The following is a 16,019-nucleotide window of genomic DNA, read 5'->3' as shown; positions in this document are numbered from 1 at the left end:
CACCCGCACCTCTCACCGACAGGAACCGACCCGACGATGCGCTACGGCCACTTCGACACCGCTCGTGACGAGTACGTCATCGAGCGCCCAGACGTCCCCGTCTCGTGGACGAACTACCTGGGCACCAAGGACTTCTGCACCGTGCTCTCGCACAACGGCGGCGGCTACTCGTACTACAAGTCGGCGCAGACCGGCCGCATCTCGCGGTTCCGCCAGAACGGTGTCCCCCTCGACCGCCCGGGGCACTACGTGTACCTGCGCGACGAGGCCGACGGCGACTTCTGGTCGGTGTCGTGGCAGCCCGTGGGCAAGCCGCTCGCGGCCGACGGTGACCCGATCGACCCTGCGGGCGGTGCCGGTCGCTGGACGACGCGCCACGGCCTGAGCTACTCGACGTTCGAGGCCCGGTACAAGGGCATCGACGCCCAGCAGACGATCTTCATCCCGCTGGACGACGACGTCGAGATCTGGGACGTGCGCCTGACGAACACGACCGACGAGGTCCGTGAGCTGACCGCCGGGTCGTACGTGGAGTTCTCCTTCCACACGATCACGATCGACAACCAGAACCTGCAGATGTCGCTCTACTCGACGGGGTCGTCCTACGAGGACGGCATCATCGAGTACGACGCCTACTACGAGCCGTGGACGTTCCACTACTTCGCGTCGAGCGAGACGCCGTCGTCGTACGACTCGCTGCGCGACAACTTCATCGGTGCGTACCGCTCGGAGGCCAACCCGATCGCGATCGAGCGCGGGCACGGCTCGAACGAGAGCGCGACGACGCAGAACCACTGCGGCTCGCTCCAGCACAAGATCACGCTGCAGCCGGGTGAGACCAAGCGCCTCGTCTACATGCTCGGCTACGGCTCGCGGGCCGAGGCCGGCCGTGCGATGCAGGCGAAGTACGCGGACGTCGCGACCGTCGACGCCGAGCGTGCACGCCTGGCCGCGTACTGGAAGGCCAAGCAGGACAAGCTCCGCATCCGCACGCCCCACGAGGGCATGAACACCATGATCAACTCGTGGACGCTGCTCCAGGCGGAGACCTGTGTCGTGTGGTCGCGCTTCGCGTCGTTCGTCGAGGTCGGCGGCCGCAGCGGCCTGGGCTTCCGCGACACGGCCCAGGACGTCATGAGCGTCATCCACACCAACCCGACCAAGACGCACCAGCGCATCGTCGAGCTCCTGCGGGCCCAGACGGAGGCCGGCTACGGCCTGCACCTGTTCGAGCCCAAGGCGTTCGACCCGGACGCGCCCAAGCTGCCCGACGTGCCGTCGCCGACGATCGTCCCGACGCCCGACCCCAAGGACCTCATCCACGGGCTCGAGGACACGTGCTCGGACGACCACCTGTGGCTCGTGCCGTCGGTCGTCGAGTTCGTCAAGGAGACCGGTCGCCTGGAGTTCCTCGACGAGGTGATCCCGTTCGCCGAGGGCACTCCCGCCACGGTGTACGAGCACCTCACGCGTGCGCTCGACTTCTCGAGCGAGCAGATCGGCCAGAACGGCGTGGCCCTGGGCCTGCGCGCGGACTGGAACGACTGCCTGAACCTGGGCGGGGGAGAGACCTCGCTGGTCACGTTCCTGCACGCGTGGGCCATCCAGGCGTTCCTCGAGGTCGCACGGCACCGTGCGGCCGCCGGGGACGAGAGCGCGGCCGCCGACGTCGCCAAGTACGAGGCCGAGCTCGAGCGCATCGCGAAGGTCGCCGACACCCAGCTCTGGGACGGCGCCTGGTGGATCCGTGGCTACACGCGCGACGGCGTGAAGATCGGCTCGAACGACAACGACGAGGGCAAGATCTTCCTCGAGCACCAGGCGTGGCCCGTCATCGCGGGCATCACGACGCAGGAGCGTGGCGAGGCGTCGATGGACTCGGTGCGCGAGCTCCTGGGCTCGGAGTACGGCAACCACCTGAACTGGCCGGCGTTCACCAAGATCGACGACACGGTCGGCTTCGTGACGCGCGTGTACCCGGGCATCAAGGAGAACGCGGCGATCTTCTCGCACCCGAACGCGTGGCCCATCATCGCCGAGGCCATGCTGGGCCGCGGCGACGAGGCCGTGCAGTTCTACGACGCGATCCTGCCGTACAACCAGAACGACAACATCGAGGTCCGCGGGGCCGAGCCCTACGCCTACGTGCAGTTCCTGTACGGCCGTGACCACGAGTGGTTCGGCAAGGCGCAGAACCCGTGGCTCACGGGTACGGCGGGCTGGATGTACACGGCCGCGACGAAGTACATCCTCGGTGTGCGCCTGGCCCTCGACGGCCTGGTCGTCGACCCGTCGATCCCCAAGGACTGGGACGGCTTCGAGGTGCGCCGTGAGTGGCGTGGCGCGGTCTACGAGATCGAGGTCCGCAACCCCGACCACGTGTCGAAGGGCGTGAGGTCCGTGACGCTCGACGGTGTCGAGCTCGACCCGACGCAGCCGATCCCGGTGCAGCCGGAGGGCTCCGAGGTCAAGGTCGTCGTGACGCTGGGCTAGCGCACCTCAGGCCGTGGACGTCAGTCCGTGAGGTCCACGATCACCGGGACGTGGTCCGAGGCGCCCTTGCCCTTGCGCTCGTCACGGTCGATCTCGACGCCCGTCGCGCGGGCGCGCAGCGCGGGGGACAGGTAGGCGTAGTCGATCCGCATGCCCTGGTTCTTGGGGAAGCGCAGCTGTTGGTAGTCCCAGTACGTGTACTTGTGCTCCTCGGGGAAGAAGTCGCGGGTGACCTCGCTGTACCCGGCCGCCGCGAACGCCGAGAACGCCGCCCGCTCGGCCGGAGACGTGTGCGTGTGCCCGGCGAACACGGCCGGGTCCCAGACGTCTGTGTCGAGCGGTGCGACGTTCCAGTCCCCGACGAGCGCGACCTGCGCGGCGGGGTCCGCCTCGAGCCAGCCCGCGGCCTGGGTGCGCAGGTTGTGCAGCCACTCGAGCTTGTACGGGTAGTGCGGGTCGTCGAGCGCGCGACCGTGGGGCACGTACAGGCTCCACACGCGCACGCCGCCGCACGTCGCCCCGACGGCCCGGGCCTCCAGGTGCGGCTCGGCCCCGAAGTGGGGCTGCGTCGCGAAGCCCGTCTCGACGTCCTCGATGCCCACGCGGGAGGCGATCGCGACGCCGTTCCACTGGCTCAGGCCGAAGTGCGCGACCTCGTAGCCCGCGGCCTCGAAGACCTCGTGCGGGAACTGGGCGTCCTTGCACTTGGTCTCCTGCAGCGCGAGCACGTCGGTGCCCGATCGTTCGAGGAAGGCGACGGCCCGCTCGGCGCGGGCTCGGATCGAGTTGATGTTCCAGGTGGCGAGACGCATGGCGACAGGCTATCCGGGGCGTCCCACGCGCTGTGCCGGTGGATCGCCGGTGGATCGTCGGTGGATGGCGAGCCTGCCGCGCGGTGGTGCGTGACGCCGTCGGGCGTGCGGGTCACCCGACCGCCCCGTGCCCCCTAGGCTGAGGCCATGGCGACTGCACTGATCACCGGCGCCAGCGCCGGCCTGGGGCTCGAGTTCGCGTGGCAGCTGGCCACGGCCCGTCACGACCTGGTCCTCGTCGCGCGCGACGAGGAACGCCTGGAGCGCGTCGCGGCGCAGATCCGTGCGGCCGCGGGCGTGCGGGTCCAGGTGCTCCCGGCGGACCTCTCCGTGCCCGACGACGTCGCGCGCGTCGCGGAGCGCCTCGCCCTCGTGGAGCAGGACGAGGCGGGCCGCCGACCCGTGGGCCTGCTCGTCAACAACGCCGGATACGCGGTGCACCAGCGCTTCGTGGGCGGCGACGTCGACGCCGAGGTCACGGCGCTCGACGTCATGGTGCGCGCGGTCCTGGTCCTCTCGCACGCCGCGGCAGGGCAGATGACCGAGCGTGGCCGCGGCGCGATCCTCAACGTCGCGTCGGTCGCGGCGCTCACGGCGAGCGGCACGTACTCGGCGGCCAAGGCGTGGGTGCGCACGTTCACCGAGGGGCTCGCGGTCGAGCTGCGCGGGACGGGCGTCACGGCCACGGCCCTGTGCCCCGGGCTCACGCACACCGAGTTCCACGAGCGGGCCGGGATCGACTACACGCAGCTTCCCGAGGTCGCGTGGCTGAACGCGGACCGCGTCGTCGCGGCGGCCCTCGCGGACGTGCGCCGCGGCGTCGTGATCTCGACGCCCTCGCTGCGCTACCGGTTGGCCTCGGGGCTGCTGAAGGTCGCGCCACGCGCGGCCGTGCGGGCGTTCGAGGGGCGCTAGGGGAGTGCGGCGCCGGGGGAGGCGGGCGTGAGCCGGGAGTCGGTCGTCGGGCTGGTCCTGCTGGTCGTCCTGCTGGTGCTCGTGGTCGGGGCGGCGGTGCTGGCCAGGGTCGCGCGGCGTCGGAGCAGGGCCGCGCAGGACGCGCTGCTGCGCGACCTCGGCTGGGAGTCCGTGCCGTCCGACGAGTCGCTGCTCGACCGGTGGCGGGGTGCTCCGTTCGACGTCCAGGACCGCGGCCGGGTCGAGGACCTGCGGGGCGGGACGGTCGGCGGGTGGCCGCTCGTGACGTTCCGGTACGCGTGGCGCTCCGCTGCGACCTTGGCCGGACGCGGGCGCCCGACGATGGTCGAGTGCCAGGTCGTGGCCCTCGAAGCCCGGGGTGAGGTCCCGACGGTCGAGGTCGTGCCCGTCGACTACCTGCAGCCCTCGGTCCAGCGGGTCGTGGGGCGCAGGGTCGTGTTCGACGACCCGGCGTTCGCCGCGACCTGGACGGTACGGGCCCCCGACGAGCTGGCGGCCCACGAGCTCCTGACGGCGTCCGTGCGGCAGGTGCTCCTGGCCCCCGCGTACGCCGGGACCCGGCTGCGGTTCGAGTCCGGGGCGGTCCTGTCGTGGACGGACGGCCCCGTGCCGGTCGAGGACGTGCGCGACCTCGCGCTCCTGCTCGCCGGCGTCCTCGATCACGTCGGGGCCCCCGAGCGTCCGGAGGACGAGGAGACACGGCCCGCACAGGCGCCGGACCGCTAGCCTTGACCCCATGACCGAGACCTCCACGCACCTGTCCCCGACGCCCCGCGAGCAGCTTCGCGACCTGATCGCCGAGCTCGCGATCGTGCACGGGAAGGTGACGCTGTCCTCCGGCAAGGAGGCCGACTACTACGTGGACCTGCGCCGTGTCACGCTCCACCACCGTGCGGCCCCGCTCATCGGGCACGTCCTGCTGGACCAGCTCGAGGAGGTCGGGCTGGGCACGGCCGAGGTCGACGCCGTGGGTGGCCTGACGCTGGGCGCCGACCCGATCGCGACCGCGCTCCTGCACGCCGCCGCCTCGCGCGGTCAGGACCTCGACGCGTTCGTGGTCCGCAAGGCGGCCAAGGCGCACGGCATGCAGCGCCAGATCGAGGGACCGGAGATCGCGGGGCGCCGGGTCGTCGTCGTCGAGGACACGACCACGACGGGCGGCTCGCCCATCACGGCGATCGAGGCCGCGCGGGCTGCGGGCGCCGAGGTCGTGGGGGTCGCGACGATCATGGACCGCGACACGGGGGCGCGCGAGAAGATCGAGGCGCTCGGGGTGCCGTACCACTCGATCTTCGGCCTGACCGACTTCGACCTGGCCTGACCGGCCTGGCGGCCCCGACCGCCTGACGGGCCCGACCGACCTGGCCGGCCCGGTCCGAGGAGGACGGGCCCCGGCCCCGACGAGCAGGGGGAGCGATGGACGGTTCGTGGTTCGTGGTCGGGATGGCGCTGCTCGCCGTCGTGGGGGTGCTCGTCGGCTGGTGGGGACACCGGGCGCGGATCGCGCTGCTCGAACGCTGGGCGTCGGCGAACGGGTGGGAGCACCACGGCGCGGACCCTGCGCTCGCGCGCCGATGGCGGGGGTCTCCGTTCGACGAGGGGCGCTCGCGACGTGCGACCGAGGTCCTGACCGGCCCGTTCGAGGGGCGCTCGGCCCTGTCCTTCACGTACTCGTGGACCACGGGCTCGGGCAAGGAGTCGACGACCCACTCCGCGCACGTGGTCGCGCTGCTGCTCGACGCGTCGTTCCCGACGCTCCAGCTCACGCCCGAGGGGCTCGGTGCGAAGCTGGCCAAGGCGTTCGGGGGGCAGGACATCCAGCTCGAGTCGGACGCCTTCAACCGGGCGTGGCGGGTCGAGTCGAGCGACCTGCGGTTCGCGCACGACGTGCTGCACCCGCGCACCATGCACCGGTTGCTGGAGGCGGACTTCGAGCGCAGGTTCCTGCGGATCGAGGGCGACGCGATCCTCGCGTGGACGGGCGGGCGGACGGTGCCGGACAACCTCTTCCCGATGCTCTCGCGGCTCGCGGTGGTGGTCGACGCGGTCCCGGACTTCGTGTGGCTGGACCGCGGGGCGCTCCCGCCGCGTCGTGCGGAGCGGCCGCCGCGCGGGCCGGGCGGGGCAGGCGCGGGGTCGGCGGCCGACGCGCCGCCGTGGGGCACGCCGTCACCGTGAGCCGCACGGTCCGGCGAGGGTCCGCCCCGCTACGATGCACCTACCTTCCGCGCCGCCCGACGGCGTCTCGCGCCCGGTCCGTCAGGTCCGACCGCGTGATGCTCGGGCGCCCGGTCCGACCAGCTCAGCCCAAGGGGGCAGCATGACAGGCGGCACCATCGCCTTGATCGTCATCGGCATCGTCGTCCTGATCGTCCTGCTCTGGGCGGTCGCGCAGTACAACGGCTTCGTCCGGCTGCGGAACCTGGTGCAGGAGTCGTGGCGCCAGATCGACGTCGAGCTGCACCGGCGCCACGACCTCATCCCGAACCTCATGGAGACCGTGAAGGGGTACGCGGCGCACGAGCGCGGCGTGTTCGAGGAGGTGGCGGCGGCTCGTTCGGCCGCGGCCGGTCCGGCGTCGGGTCCTGCGGACCAGGCGGCCAAGGAGAACCAGCTGACGCAGGCTCTGGGGCGGTTGTTCGCAGTCGCCGAGGCCTACCCGGTGCTGCGGGCGAGCGAGAACTTCGGTCGGCTCCAGGACGAGCTGACGAACACGGAGGACCGCATCGCGGCCGGTCGCCGGTTCTACAACGCGAACGTGCGCACGTTGAACACGAAGGTCGAGACCTTCCCGCCGAACGTGGTCGCGAGGATGTTCGGGTTCCAGCGGGCGGAGTACTTCGAGGTCGAGAACCCGGCTGTGCGTGCCGCGCCGCGCGTCGACTTCCACGGGAACGGGTCCATCGTCGACCGCTGAGACGTGGGCCGCCGACCGGGCGACGGGAGCGGGCGCGACGCGGCTGAGGGGCGGGGTGCCGGTGGGCGCTCCGCCCCTCAGCCGCGTCACCGGTGTCCCGGGCGATACGTGTGTGACTCCGCGCACAGCAGATAAGGTTTACCTTGCTTTGGTGAGGCAGCCCTTATATGGTCCACGGGGCGATGGTCGAGAGACCTGTCGCCATGCGTCGCCATCGCGGGCGACCCTGGACCTTCACAGGAGATCGAGTGCTCATCACGCAACGGGGAGGGCGCCGACGCGCCCTCGCGTCACTCCTGACCGGAGCGCTCGTCGCCGGTCTCACCTTCGTCGGGGTCGCTCCGGCGGGCGCCGCCGCGGACACCGTCACGGTGTCGGGCGGCAGCGCCACCTGGAACTTCACCGACGGCTGGACGGACTACGTCACCGGCCCGATCGCCAAGGGGACCGTCACGCCCGCACTGATCGACGGGAAGTCGGTCTACAAGCCGGCCTCCGGTTCGCTCGACACGGCAGGCGCGGGGACCGTGAGGTTCGCCGGGACGACGAAGTACTCGGGCCACGACGGCGCCCTCGACCTCACGATCTCGGACCTCACGCTCCGCCTCACCTCCGCGACGGCGGGCGTGCTCACGGCCGACTTCAGCGGCACGGTCAACGCGGGCGCCGGGAACGACGCGAAGGTCGCCGACGTCACCGTCACGCCGACGCGGACCGGCGACAAGCTCGCCCTCGTCGTGAACGGGACGGTCGCGAGCACCCTCGCGTCGGTCTCGAGCTACTTCAGCGCCTACACCGGCAAGCCCATGTCCACGCTCACGGCGACGCTCGACGCGCCGCTCCCGGTGGCCCCTGCCACGGCGACGACCACGACGCTCGCGGTCTCGCCCGCGGGCACCTCGGTCGAGGGCACGGCGCTCGCGCTCGGTGCGACGGTCGCGCCCGCCGTCGCGGGCACGGTCGAGTTCCGGGACGGCTCCTCGTCGCTCGGCACCGCCACGGTCTCCGCAGGTGTCGCTCGCCTGGACGTGCCCGCCCCCGCCGTCGGTGCGCACTCCTTGAGCGCGCACTTCACGCCGACGGACGCCGCGGCGTTCACCGCCTCGGCCTCTGCGTCGGTCACGCACACCGTGACGGCCAAGCAGGTCGACCCGCCGGCCCCGGCCGCAGACCCCAAGGTCACGGTCACCCCGACCAAGGACGTCGACCCCGCGGTCGAGAACACGTTCACGATCTCGGGCACCGGTTTCGTCGGCGCGGGTGCGAAGAACGGCGCATACGTGCTCCTTGGTGAGACCTCGGTCTGGAGCGGCGGCTCGGCCCTGCCCGGTGCGGGCTGGCTGAAGCAGGCGTTCGTCCCGAGCGCCCTCGTCAAGGACGGCGCGTTCACGACCACGATCACGGTCCCGGCAGGCACGCTCGACGCGTCGAAGTCCTATCAGGTGGCCACGTCGGCCGCGCACGGGCTGTCGGTCACCGACCGCTCGCTCGACACGTTCACCCCGATCACGTTCAAGGCGGAGGAGCCCACGACCCCGGTGTTCGCACCGAAGATCGACGTGTTCGCCGCCGACGGGAAGACGCCGCTCGGCACCACCGTGGTGCGTCCTGGTGACGAGATCGTCGTCAAGGGCGCCGGCTTCGACCCGGCTGCGAACGTCGGGGGTCGTGGGGTGCCGATCCCGGCGCACCTGCCGCAGGGCAGCTACGTGGTGTTCGGGTCGTTCGCGAAGGACTGGCAGCCCTCGACGGGGGCGCCGTCGTCGGCCCGCAAGGCGGGGCCCCAGGCCTGGGCCCTGGCCGAGTCGGTGCTGGACCAGGTCCCGCCGCATTACCAGGCCGCGATCCGCAAGGACTGGGTGAACATCTCTGCTGACGGCTCGTTCACGGCGACGCTGAAGCTCACCACGCTCGACGCGATCGAGGGCGGGACGTTCGGCATCTACACGTACGCCGCGGGCGGTATGAAGAACGCCGCACAGGAGAAGTCCGTCGCGGTGAACTTCACCAACGCACCGGCCCCGGCGTTCGAGCCGAAGGTCGAGGTCTTCGCCGCTGACGGCACGACGCCGCTGAGGAACACGTTGGTGCGCGCGGGGGACAAGGTCGTCGTGAAGGGCTCCGGGTTCGACCCGGCCGGAAACGTCGCCCCTGAGGGCAACCGTCCGCCGATCTCAGCGGGCAACCCCGCGGGGACGTACGTGGTCTTCGGGAAGTTCGCCGACGCGTGGAAGCCGTCCACGGGTGCACCGTCGTCGGCTCGCGTGGTCGGTGACCAGCGGTGGGCGCTGAGCCAGGCCGGGTTCGACGCGATCTCGCCTGCTCTCCAGGGTGCGGTGCGTGGTCAGTGGGTCACGGTCTCGCCCGAGGGCGATTTCACGGCCGAGCTGACGGTCAAGCCTGGGCAGAAGTTGGGCGTGGACGTCGCGTGGCCGGAGTCCGGCTCCTTCGGTGTCTACACCTACGGGGCAGGCGGCGTGACGAACGCCGCTCAGGAGCTCTCCGTCCCGGTCAACTACACCGACGCAGCGGCGCCCGCAGGGCTGACCGTGACGCCGGGCCTGCCCCAGGTCGTCCCGGGTGGGAAGCAGACCCTGACGGTCGACGGCCTCGGCGCGGGGGACAGGGTCCGGGCGGTCGCGCTCGACGGTGCCGCCGCGACCTTCTCGTCCACCGGTGCCTCGATCACCGTCACGGTCCCCAGGGCGGCCTCCGCAGGGACGGCGACGGTCACGGTCCTGAGCGAGCTCGGTGCGCACGGCGAGGCGGTCTTCTCGATCGTGAAGCCCACCGTGACGGTCACGCCGAACGGCGACGTCGACCCGTCGGTCGCGAACACCTTCACGATCACAGGCACCGGCTTCGTGGGAGCCGGTGCCAAGAACGGCGCCTACGTCCTGCTGGGTGACGCGACGATCTGGAAGGGCGAAGGCCCCTTGGTCGCCGCTGGCTGGTTGCAGCTCGCGCACGTGGCCTCGATCGTCGACGGGAAGTTCACCACGACCGTCACGGTCCCGGCCGGTTCGTTCGACCCGACCACGGAGTACGTCGTCGCGACCTCCGCGGCGCACGGTCTCTCCGTGACCGACCGCACGCTCGACACGTTCTCCTCCATCACGGTCAAGCAGGCTGTTCCCGGGGCCGTCGAGACGACCACGACCCTGAGCGCGGCATCCGCCGAGGTCCCTCGTGGCGACGCCGCGGAGCTCTCGGCGATCGTCACCCCGACCAGCGCTGTCGGCACCGTCGAGTTCCTGCGTGGGGACTCCGTCGTGGCCAGGGTCCCCGTGGTCCAGGGCGCGGCACGTATCGGTGTGCCGACCTCGGGTCTCGGCCCGATCCAGTTCTCGGCGCGCTTCGTCCCGTCGGACGCGGCGGCATTCCTGCCGTCAGCGTCGCAGACCGTCACCGTGACCGCCGTCGAAGGGCCACCCGTCGACGGCAACCTCCCGGTGGGCAACCTCCAGTGGGGCGTCAAGGAGAGCTTCCGCAGCTACATCACGGGGAGCATCGCCAAGGGCGGAGCCGTGGCGTCCGCCGGCGCCTCCATCAAGGACGAGACCTTCGACTTCCGCCAGACCGGCGGTTCGTGGAAGGCAGGCTCGCTCCTCGGGACCGCCGAGTACGGCGGGACGGTCACCTTCTCGGGCCATGACGGGCTGCTCAACCTCACCCTGTCGAACCCGACCGTCGAGGTGTCGTCGGCGCTGCACGGCACCCTCGTCGTCGACGTGCGCTCCGCGAACCTCGACGGGACCACGTTCGAGGCCAAGCGCGTCCCGTTCGCCTCGCTCGCGCTGAACAACGGCGCGATCGAGCACGAGAGCGGCTCGGTCACCTACGTCAACGTCGCCACGACGCTGACCGAAGCGGGATCGACGGCCTTCAGCGGTTTCTACCCGGCGGGAACCCCGCTCGACCCGATCTTCTTCGTGATGGGTGCCCTCGGGTCCCAGGGCGGCGGCGACGGCGGCACCATCGGGACCCCCGACGACGGGACGGGAACGACCCCGGTCGACCCCGCCAAGGCCACCCTCTCGGTCTCCCAGGTCGCTCCCGGCGGCCAGGTCACGATCAGCGGTGTCGGCTTCGACGCGAACGAGACCGGCCTCAAGTCGGTCATCCGCTCGACCCCGCGGACGCTCGCGACGGGCATCACGGCCAACGCCGGCGGCGCCGCGTCGGCCACGGTCACGATCCCCAAGGACCTCGAGCCGGGCGAGCACACGCTGTCCCTCGAGGGGGCGAACCACACCGTCCGCGCGGCCATCACGGTCGTGGGGACCAACACCTCGGGCGGTTCTGCCGCCCAGCAGTGCTACGCGCAGGGCGTCAACGGTGCGACCCTGAGCTGGGGTGTGAGCGACTCGTTCCGTGCGTACATCGCGGGGCCGATCGCGAAGGGCTCGGTCTCGACCAGCGGCGTCAAGGACAACGGTTCGTCCTTCACGTGGAGCGGTGGCAAGGGCTCCTTCAACACCGACCTCGGCAAGGGACGCACGAGCTTCGCCGGCTCGGTGAAGTTCACGGGCCACGACGGCATCCTCGACCTGCAGATCTCCAACCCGCGGGTCCAGGTCGACGGCAGCACCGGCACCCTGGTCGTCGACGTCGTGAGCAGCGACATGCAGGGCAACAAGTCCACGAGCAAGGGCGTCGCGTTCGCGAGCCTGAACCTCTCGGGCAAGAAGTCGACCTCGGGCAGCACGATCACCTGGAAGGGCGCCCCCGCCACGCTGACCGCTGCGGGCGCCAAGGCGTTCGCGGGCTTCTACGAGCCAGGGACGGCACTCGCTCCTGTCACGTTCAGCTTCCCGGTCGGCGGTGACGTCGAGTGCGACGTCTACTCGGGCCTCGCGGACACCGGTGCCGACTCGGCGACGCTCACGGCCTTCGCCGTGATGCTGCTCCTGGGTGGCGCCGGCCTGCTCGCGGTGAGCAAGCGCCGTCGGGCGCGCGTCCACGCCTGACGACCCACCTGCACGACCCGGGCGGGGGGGGGGGGGGGGGGGGGGGGGGCGCGCCCCCCCCCCCCCCCCCCCCCCCCCCCGCCGTCCTTCTGCTCCGTGGCCCCGCTAGGACGGCGACTCCGCGCTGACCGCGAGGAGCGGCTTGTAGCGGTTCTCGGGCCGACCGGCCGAGCCGTACCGCGGGTTGACCTCGGCCTGGCCGATCGCGACGAGGTGCTCGAGGTAGCGTCGGGCGCTGACCCGGGACATCCCTGTCGCCTCGGCCACGTCGACCGCCGAGGCGTCGACCGACCCGGTCCGGCACACCTCGACGAGAGCCCCGACGACGAGCTCCAGGCTGCGGTCGGACAGGCCCTTGGGCAGCTGGGGACCCTCGTTGCGGGCCTGCCGGACGAGCCGGTCGACCGTGGCCTGGTCGAGGGCGCCGTCGGTCGCCCGCACCTGTGCGCGGAACCGGACGACCTCGTCGAGCCGTCCCCGCAGCACGGCCGCCGTGAACGGCTTGACGAGGTAGTGCTGCACCCCGCCCGCCATGGCACGCCGCACGCTGTCGAGCTCCCGCGCCGCCGTCGTCGCGATGACGTCCACGGGGGGACCGGGCCGCCGGCGCAGCTGGTTCAGCACCGCGAACCCGCTCGTGTCGGGCAGGTAGATGTCGAGCAGGACGAGGTCGGGCTCGAGCACCGAGATCGCTCGCACTGCCTCCGCCCCCGTGCGAGCCTCGCCGACGACGACGAAGCGGGGGTGGCTCTCCACGAACCCGCGGTGCAGGCGGGAGATGAGGGGATCGTCCTCGACGATCAGGGTCCGCAGTCGGTCGTCTGTGGAAGTCATCGGTGCACCGTCCCGGTGAGTCGGTCGAGCGCGGCCCCCGAGAGGGCCGCGGAGGAGCGCACGGGCAGCGTCAGCGTGAGGCGCGCGCCGCCGAGCGGTGAGGTCGTGAAGCCGACGGTCCCGCCCCGTCGGGCGACGATCCGTCGCACGAGGGCGAGCCCGATGCCGCGCGCGGTTCCCGCGTCGGAACCTGGCGTCGGCTGGAGCAGAGGTGCGGGGGCGTCGTCGTGCCGGAGGGCGTCCCACCGGGGTGACGACGACGTGCCGGCACGCGGCACCCGGCGGACGGACCGGGGCGGCTGCGCTCCCGCGTGCTTGGTGCTGAAGCCGGGCCGGAAGACCGCGGCGCGCAACGCCGTCGGGACGCCCGGGCCGTCGTCGTCGACGAGGACGGCGACCTCCTCGTCGTCCTCCTGGACGAGGACCTGGACCGTCCCGCCGGGGCCCGCCGCGTCGATCGCGTTGTCGATCGCGTTGCCGAGGATCGTCAGGACGTCCTGCTGGAGGGCCGTCGCGTCGGGGGAGTCGGGGGCGTCGAGCACCGAGCAGGGGTCGACCTCGAGGTCGATCCCGCGCTCGCGCGCAGTGGTCGCCTTGGCCAGGAGCAGGGCCGCGACCTGCGGGCTGTGGACGCCCGGGGCGATCACGCTCGCCGTGAGGAGCCCGCCGTGCCCGGCGCGCTCGATGAAGGCGACGGCCTCGACGTGCTGCCCCAGCTCGAGGAGCCCCGAGACGACGTGCAGCTTGTTGGCGAACTCGTGCGACTGCGCGCGCAGCGCGTCGGTCAGGTCGCGGGCGCCGTCGAGGTCCTGCAGGAGGGCGTGCAGCTCGGTGTGGTCGCGCAGGACGAGCACCGCGCCCACTGCCCGCCCGTCGACCGTCGCCGGGTTGGCGCGGGCCAGGAGCACGCGTTCGCCCGCGAGGAGCAGCTCGCCGCTCGAGTGGTCGCCGGGCCGGTCGGCGAGCTCCAGGAGCTGGCCGTCGAGCACGTCGGTCGCGAGCGAGCCGACCGGTGCCTCGCCGGGCCCCAGCCCCAGGAGGCGGCGTGCCTCGTCGTTCACGAGGGCGACCCGTCCGGTGCGGTCCAGGGCCACGACGCCCTCGCTGATGCCGTGGAGCATCGCGTCACGCGTCTCGAGCAGGGACGCGATCTCCTCCGGCTCGAGCCGGTAGATCCTGCGGCGGACCAGCTGCGTGACCCACCAGGCGCACACGACCCCGCCCGCTGCAGCGGTGCCCAGCGCGAGGAGCAGACCGTCCAGGTCCTCGCGGAAGTCCGCGTGGAGCTGCGACTCGAGGATGCCGACCGACGCGGCCCCGATGACGGCCCGCCCCGACTCGTCGTAGATGGGTACCTTGACGCGCCACGACTCGCCCAGGGTGCCCGTCTGGGTCCCGATGTAGGTCCCCCCGGACAGGGGGACGGAGGGGTCGGTGGACACACGTTCCCCTATGCGTTCCGCCGTGGGGTGGGACATGCGGATGCCCTCGTCGTCGGTCACGACGACGTAGGTCACGTCGGAGGCCTCGCGGATGACCTCGGCGATGGGCTGGATGGTGGCTGACGGGTCGGCCGAGCCCAGCGCGTCCCTGATGGCAGGCAGCCCCGCGACGGACTGCGCGACCCCGGTCATCCGATCCAGGTACGCGTCACGAAGCTGCCGCTCCTGCAGGGTCCCGGCGACCACGCCGGCGGCCGAGACCACGGCGAGGACGATGACGACCTGCAGCAGGAGCAGCTGAACCCTGAGCGGCATTGCCCATCCCACCGGACCAGTGTGCCCCAGGCCACAGGGGCGGTCCGCCACCCGGACGCAGAACCGAGACGTACCCGTGACCTGGCGCCGGAAATTCACCTGACCACAACGACCACAACGTCCATTACGACCTCAGAGACCACGCACCACCTCTGCGCTCCTAGGCTCCGCTGCACACCAACGGCCCGGGACCACGACGTCGCGAGGCCTGCTCAAGGAGGAGAAATGGCATCCGTCGTCAGCCCGCGCAGCGGGCACAGCACCAGCCGGCCGGGGCGTCGCCGCCTGGTCGGCGCAGCAGCACTCACGAGCCTCGCCCTCGCCCTCAGCGCCTGCGCAGGACTCGCCTCGGGTGACGAGGCCCCGGCTGCCGAGGGCAGCGACAAGCCCGCCGCGGTCGGCCTGGCCTCGCTCGACATCATCGTCCCCGCAGACCCCGGCGGTGGCTGGGACCAGACGGGCCGCGCGCTCCAGAAGGAGCTGCAGGCCACCGGGCTGGCGAAGACCATCAACGTGACCAACGTGGGCGGTGCGGGCGGGACCGTCGGCCTGGCGTCTCTCGCGAACGTCACGGAGCCCAACACCCTCATGGTCACCGGGCTCGTCATGGTCGGTGCGGTCGAGACCAACAAGTCCCAGGCCCGCATCGAGGACACGACGCCGATCGCGCGCCTCACGGAGGAGCCGCTCGTCATCGTCGTGCCGGCCGAGTCCAAGTACACGACGCTCAAGGAGCTCGTGGACGACATCGTCGCCAACGGCAAGGACGTCACCGTCACCGGTGGGTCGGCAGGCGGCGCGGACCACATCCTCGCGGGGATGCTCCTCAAGCAGGCCGGTGTCCCGTCGGAGAAGCTCGTCGACACGCTCAACTACGTCGCGTACTCGGGCGGGGGCGAGTCCCTCGCCGCCCTCCTGGGCAACAAGGTCAGCGCCGGCATCTCCGGCGTGGGCGAGTACGTCGAGCAGGTCAACGCGGGCACGGTCCGCGCGCTCGCGGTCACGAGCCCCGAGAAGGTCGAGGCTCTCCCCGACGTCCCCACGCTCCACGACGCAGGCTACGGCTTCGACCTCACCAACTGGCGTGGCGTGCTCGCCCCCGCCGACATCACGGACGAGGAGCGCGCCGCGCTCGAGGCCGTCCTCACGGAGCTCCACGCGTCCGACGAGTGGCAGGCCACGCTCGAGGAGAAGGGCTGGGCGGACGCGTTCGTCACCGGCGCCGACTTCGACGACTACCTCCAGCAGAACATCGCCGACATCCAGGCGGTCCTGCAGGACATCGGTCTGGTCGTCTGAC

Annotated in this window: 11 protein-coding genes; 8 read left to right on the top strand and 3 right to left on the bottom strand. The window is 71.8% G+C overall.

What is annotated here, in order from left to right; translation table 11 throughout:
• Positions 1–36: 36 nt before the first annotated feature.
• Positions 37–2,493 (top strand): GH36-type glycosyl hydrolase domain-containing protein, encoded by a 2,457-nt coding sequence (locus WFH32_RS07490; protein WP_191795565.1) that lies wholly within the window; start codon positions 37–39, stop codon positions 2,491–2,493.
• A 20-nt stretch (positions 2,494–2,513) separates the two neighbouring features.
• On the opposite strand, the gene WFH32_RS07485 is transcribed toward WFH32_RS07490, so the two are convergent.
• Positions 2,514–3,305, bottom strand: coding sequence for an exodeoxyribonuclease III (locus tag WFH32_RS07485; RefSeq protein WP_191795564.1), 792 nt, complete (start codon positions 3,303–3,305; stop codon positions 2,514–2,516).
• A gap of 147 nt (positions 3,306–3,452) precedes the next feature.
• Here WFH32_RS07485 and WFH32_RS07480 point away from each other — a divergent pair, with 147 nt between their 5' ends.
• The 6 genes from WFH32_RS07480 (at position 3,453) to WFH32_RS07455 (ending at position 12,128) form a co-directional block, all read left to right on the top strand.
• Positions 3,453–4,220: an SDR family NAD(P)-dependent oxidoreductase gene (locus WFH32_RS07480; RefSeq protein ID WP_336706754.1), complete on the top strand. Its 768-nt coding sequence runs from the start codon at positions 3,453–3,455 to the stop codon at positions 4,218–4,220.
• 27 nt (positions 4,221–4,247) lie between these two features.
• Entirely contained in the window at positions 4,248–4,967 is a 720-nt protein-coding gene (locus tag WFH32_RS07475; RefSeq protein WP_336706753.1) for a hypothetical protein, read from the top strand.
• A gap of 10 nt (positions 4,968–4,977) precedes the next feature.
• Positions 4,978–5,562 (top strand): orotate phosphoribosyltransferase, encoded by a 585-nt coding sequence (gene pyrE, locus WFH32_RS07470; RefSeq protein ID WP_030151073.1) that lies wholly within the window; start codon positions 4,978–4,980, stop codon positions 5,560–5,562.
• Between the two features lie 95 nt (positions 5,563–5,657).
• Positions 5,658–6,419, top strand: coding sequence for a hypothetical protein (locus WFH32_RS07465; RefSeq protein WP_191795560.1), 762 nt, complete (start codon positions 5,658–5,660; stop codon positions 6,417–6,419).
• Positions 6,420–6,561: 142 nt separating this feature from the next.
• On the top strand, positions 6,562–7,158 hold the full coding sequence (locus tag WFH32_RS07460; RefSeq protein ID WP_336706752.1) for a LemA family protein: 597 nt from the start codon (positions 6,562–6,564) through the stop codon (positions 7,156–7,158).
• Positions 7,159–7,406: 248 nt separating this feature from the next.
• A complete protein-coding gene (locus WFH32_RS07455) occupies positions 7,407–12,128 on the top strand; it encodes an HtaA domain-containing protein (protein WP_336706750.1) in 4,722 nt (1,573 codons plus the stop codon).
• Between the two features lie 105 nt (positions 12,129–12,233).
• Here the strand turns inward: WFH32_RS07455 and WFH32_RS07450 are convergent, their stop codons facing one another.
• Positions 12,234–12,962 carry a response regulator gene (locus tag WFH32_RS07450; RefSeq protein ID WP_191795558.1) on the bottom strand — a complete coding sequence of 243 codons (729 nt, stop codon included), beginning with the start codon at positions 12,960–12,962 and terminating at the stop codon, positions 12,234–12,236.
• The gene (locus tag WFH32_RS07445; protein ID WP_191795557.1) at positions 12,959–14,719 is read right to left on the bottom strand and encodes an ATP-binding protein; all 1,761 of its coding nucleotides are present in this window, start codon (positions 14,717–14,719) and stop codon (positions 12,959–12,961) included. The genes WFH32_RS07450 and WFH32_RS07445 overlap by 4 nt, the downstream gene beginning before the upstream one ends.
• 225 nt (positions 14,720–14,944) lie before the next feature.
• On the opposite strand from WFH32_RS07445, the gene WFH32_RS07440 reads away from it, so the two are divergent.
• Complete coding sequence (locus WFH32_RS07440; RefSeq protein ID WP_191795556.1) at positions 14,945–16,018, top strand: Bug family tripartite tricarboxylate transporter substrate binding protein; 1,074 nt, start codon at positions 14,945–14,947, stop codon at positions 16,016–16,018.
• Position 16,019 lies beyond the last annotated feature (1 nt).

Source organism: Oerskovia sp. USHLN155, from assembly GCF_037145535.1.
Taxonomy (GTDB): domain Bacteria; phylum Actinomycetota; class Actinomycetes; order Actinomycetales; family Cellulomonadaceae; genus Oerskovia; species Oerskovia rustica.
This window is presented reverse-complemented; position numbering and strand designations above follow the sequence as displayed.

Bases quoted from the DNA above. Each gene is read 5' to 3' on its own strand.
- WFH32_RS07490 (WP_191795565.1), top strand. From the start codon at position 37: ATGCGCTACGGCCACTTCGACACCGCTCGTGACGAGTACGTCATCGAG.
- WFH32_RS07485 (WP_191795564.1), bottom strand. From the start codon at position 3,305: ATGCGTCTCGCCACCTGGAACATCAACTCGATCCGAGCCCGCGCCGAG.
- WFH32_RS07480 (WP_336706754.1), top strand. From the start codon at position 3,453: ATGGCGACTGCACTGATCACCGGCGCCAGCGCCGGCCTGGGGCTCGAG.
- pyrE (WP_030151073.1), top strand. From the start codon at position 4,978: ATGACCGAGACCTCCACGCACCTGTCCCCGACGCCCCGCGAGCAGCTT.
- WFH32_RS07465 (WP_191795560.1), top strand. From the start codon at position 5,658: ATGGACGGTTCGTGGTTCGTGGTCGGGATGGCGCTGCTCGCCGTCGTG.
- WFH32_RS07460 (WP_336706752.1), top strand. From the start codon at position 6,562: ATGACAGGCGGCACCATCGCCTTGATCGTCATCGGCATCGTCGTCCTG.
- WFH32_RS07450 (WP_191795558.1), bottom strand. From the start codon at position 12,962: ATGACTTCCACAGACGACCGACTGCGGACCCTGATCGTCGAGGACGAT.
- WFH32_RS07445 (WP_191795557.1), bottom strand. From the start codon at position 14,719: ATGCCGCTCAGGGTTCAGCTGCTCCTGCTGCAGGTCGTCATCGTCCTC.
- WFH32_RS07440 (WP_191795556.1), top strand. From the start codon at position 14,945: ATGGCATCCGTCGTCAGCCCGCGCAGCGGGCACAGCACCAGCCGGCCG.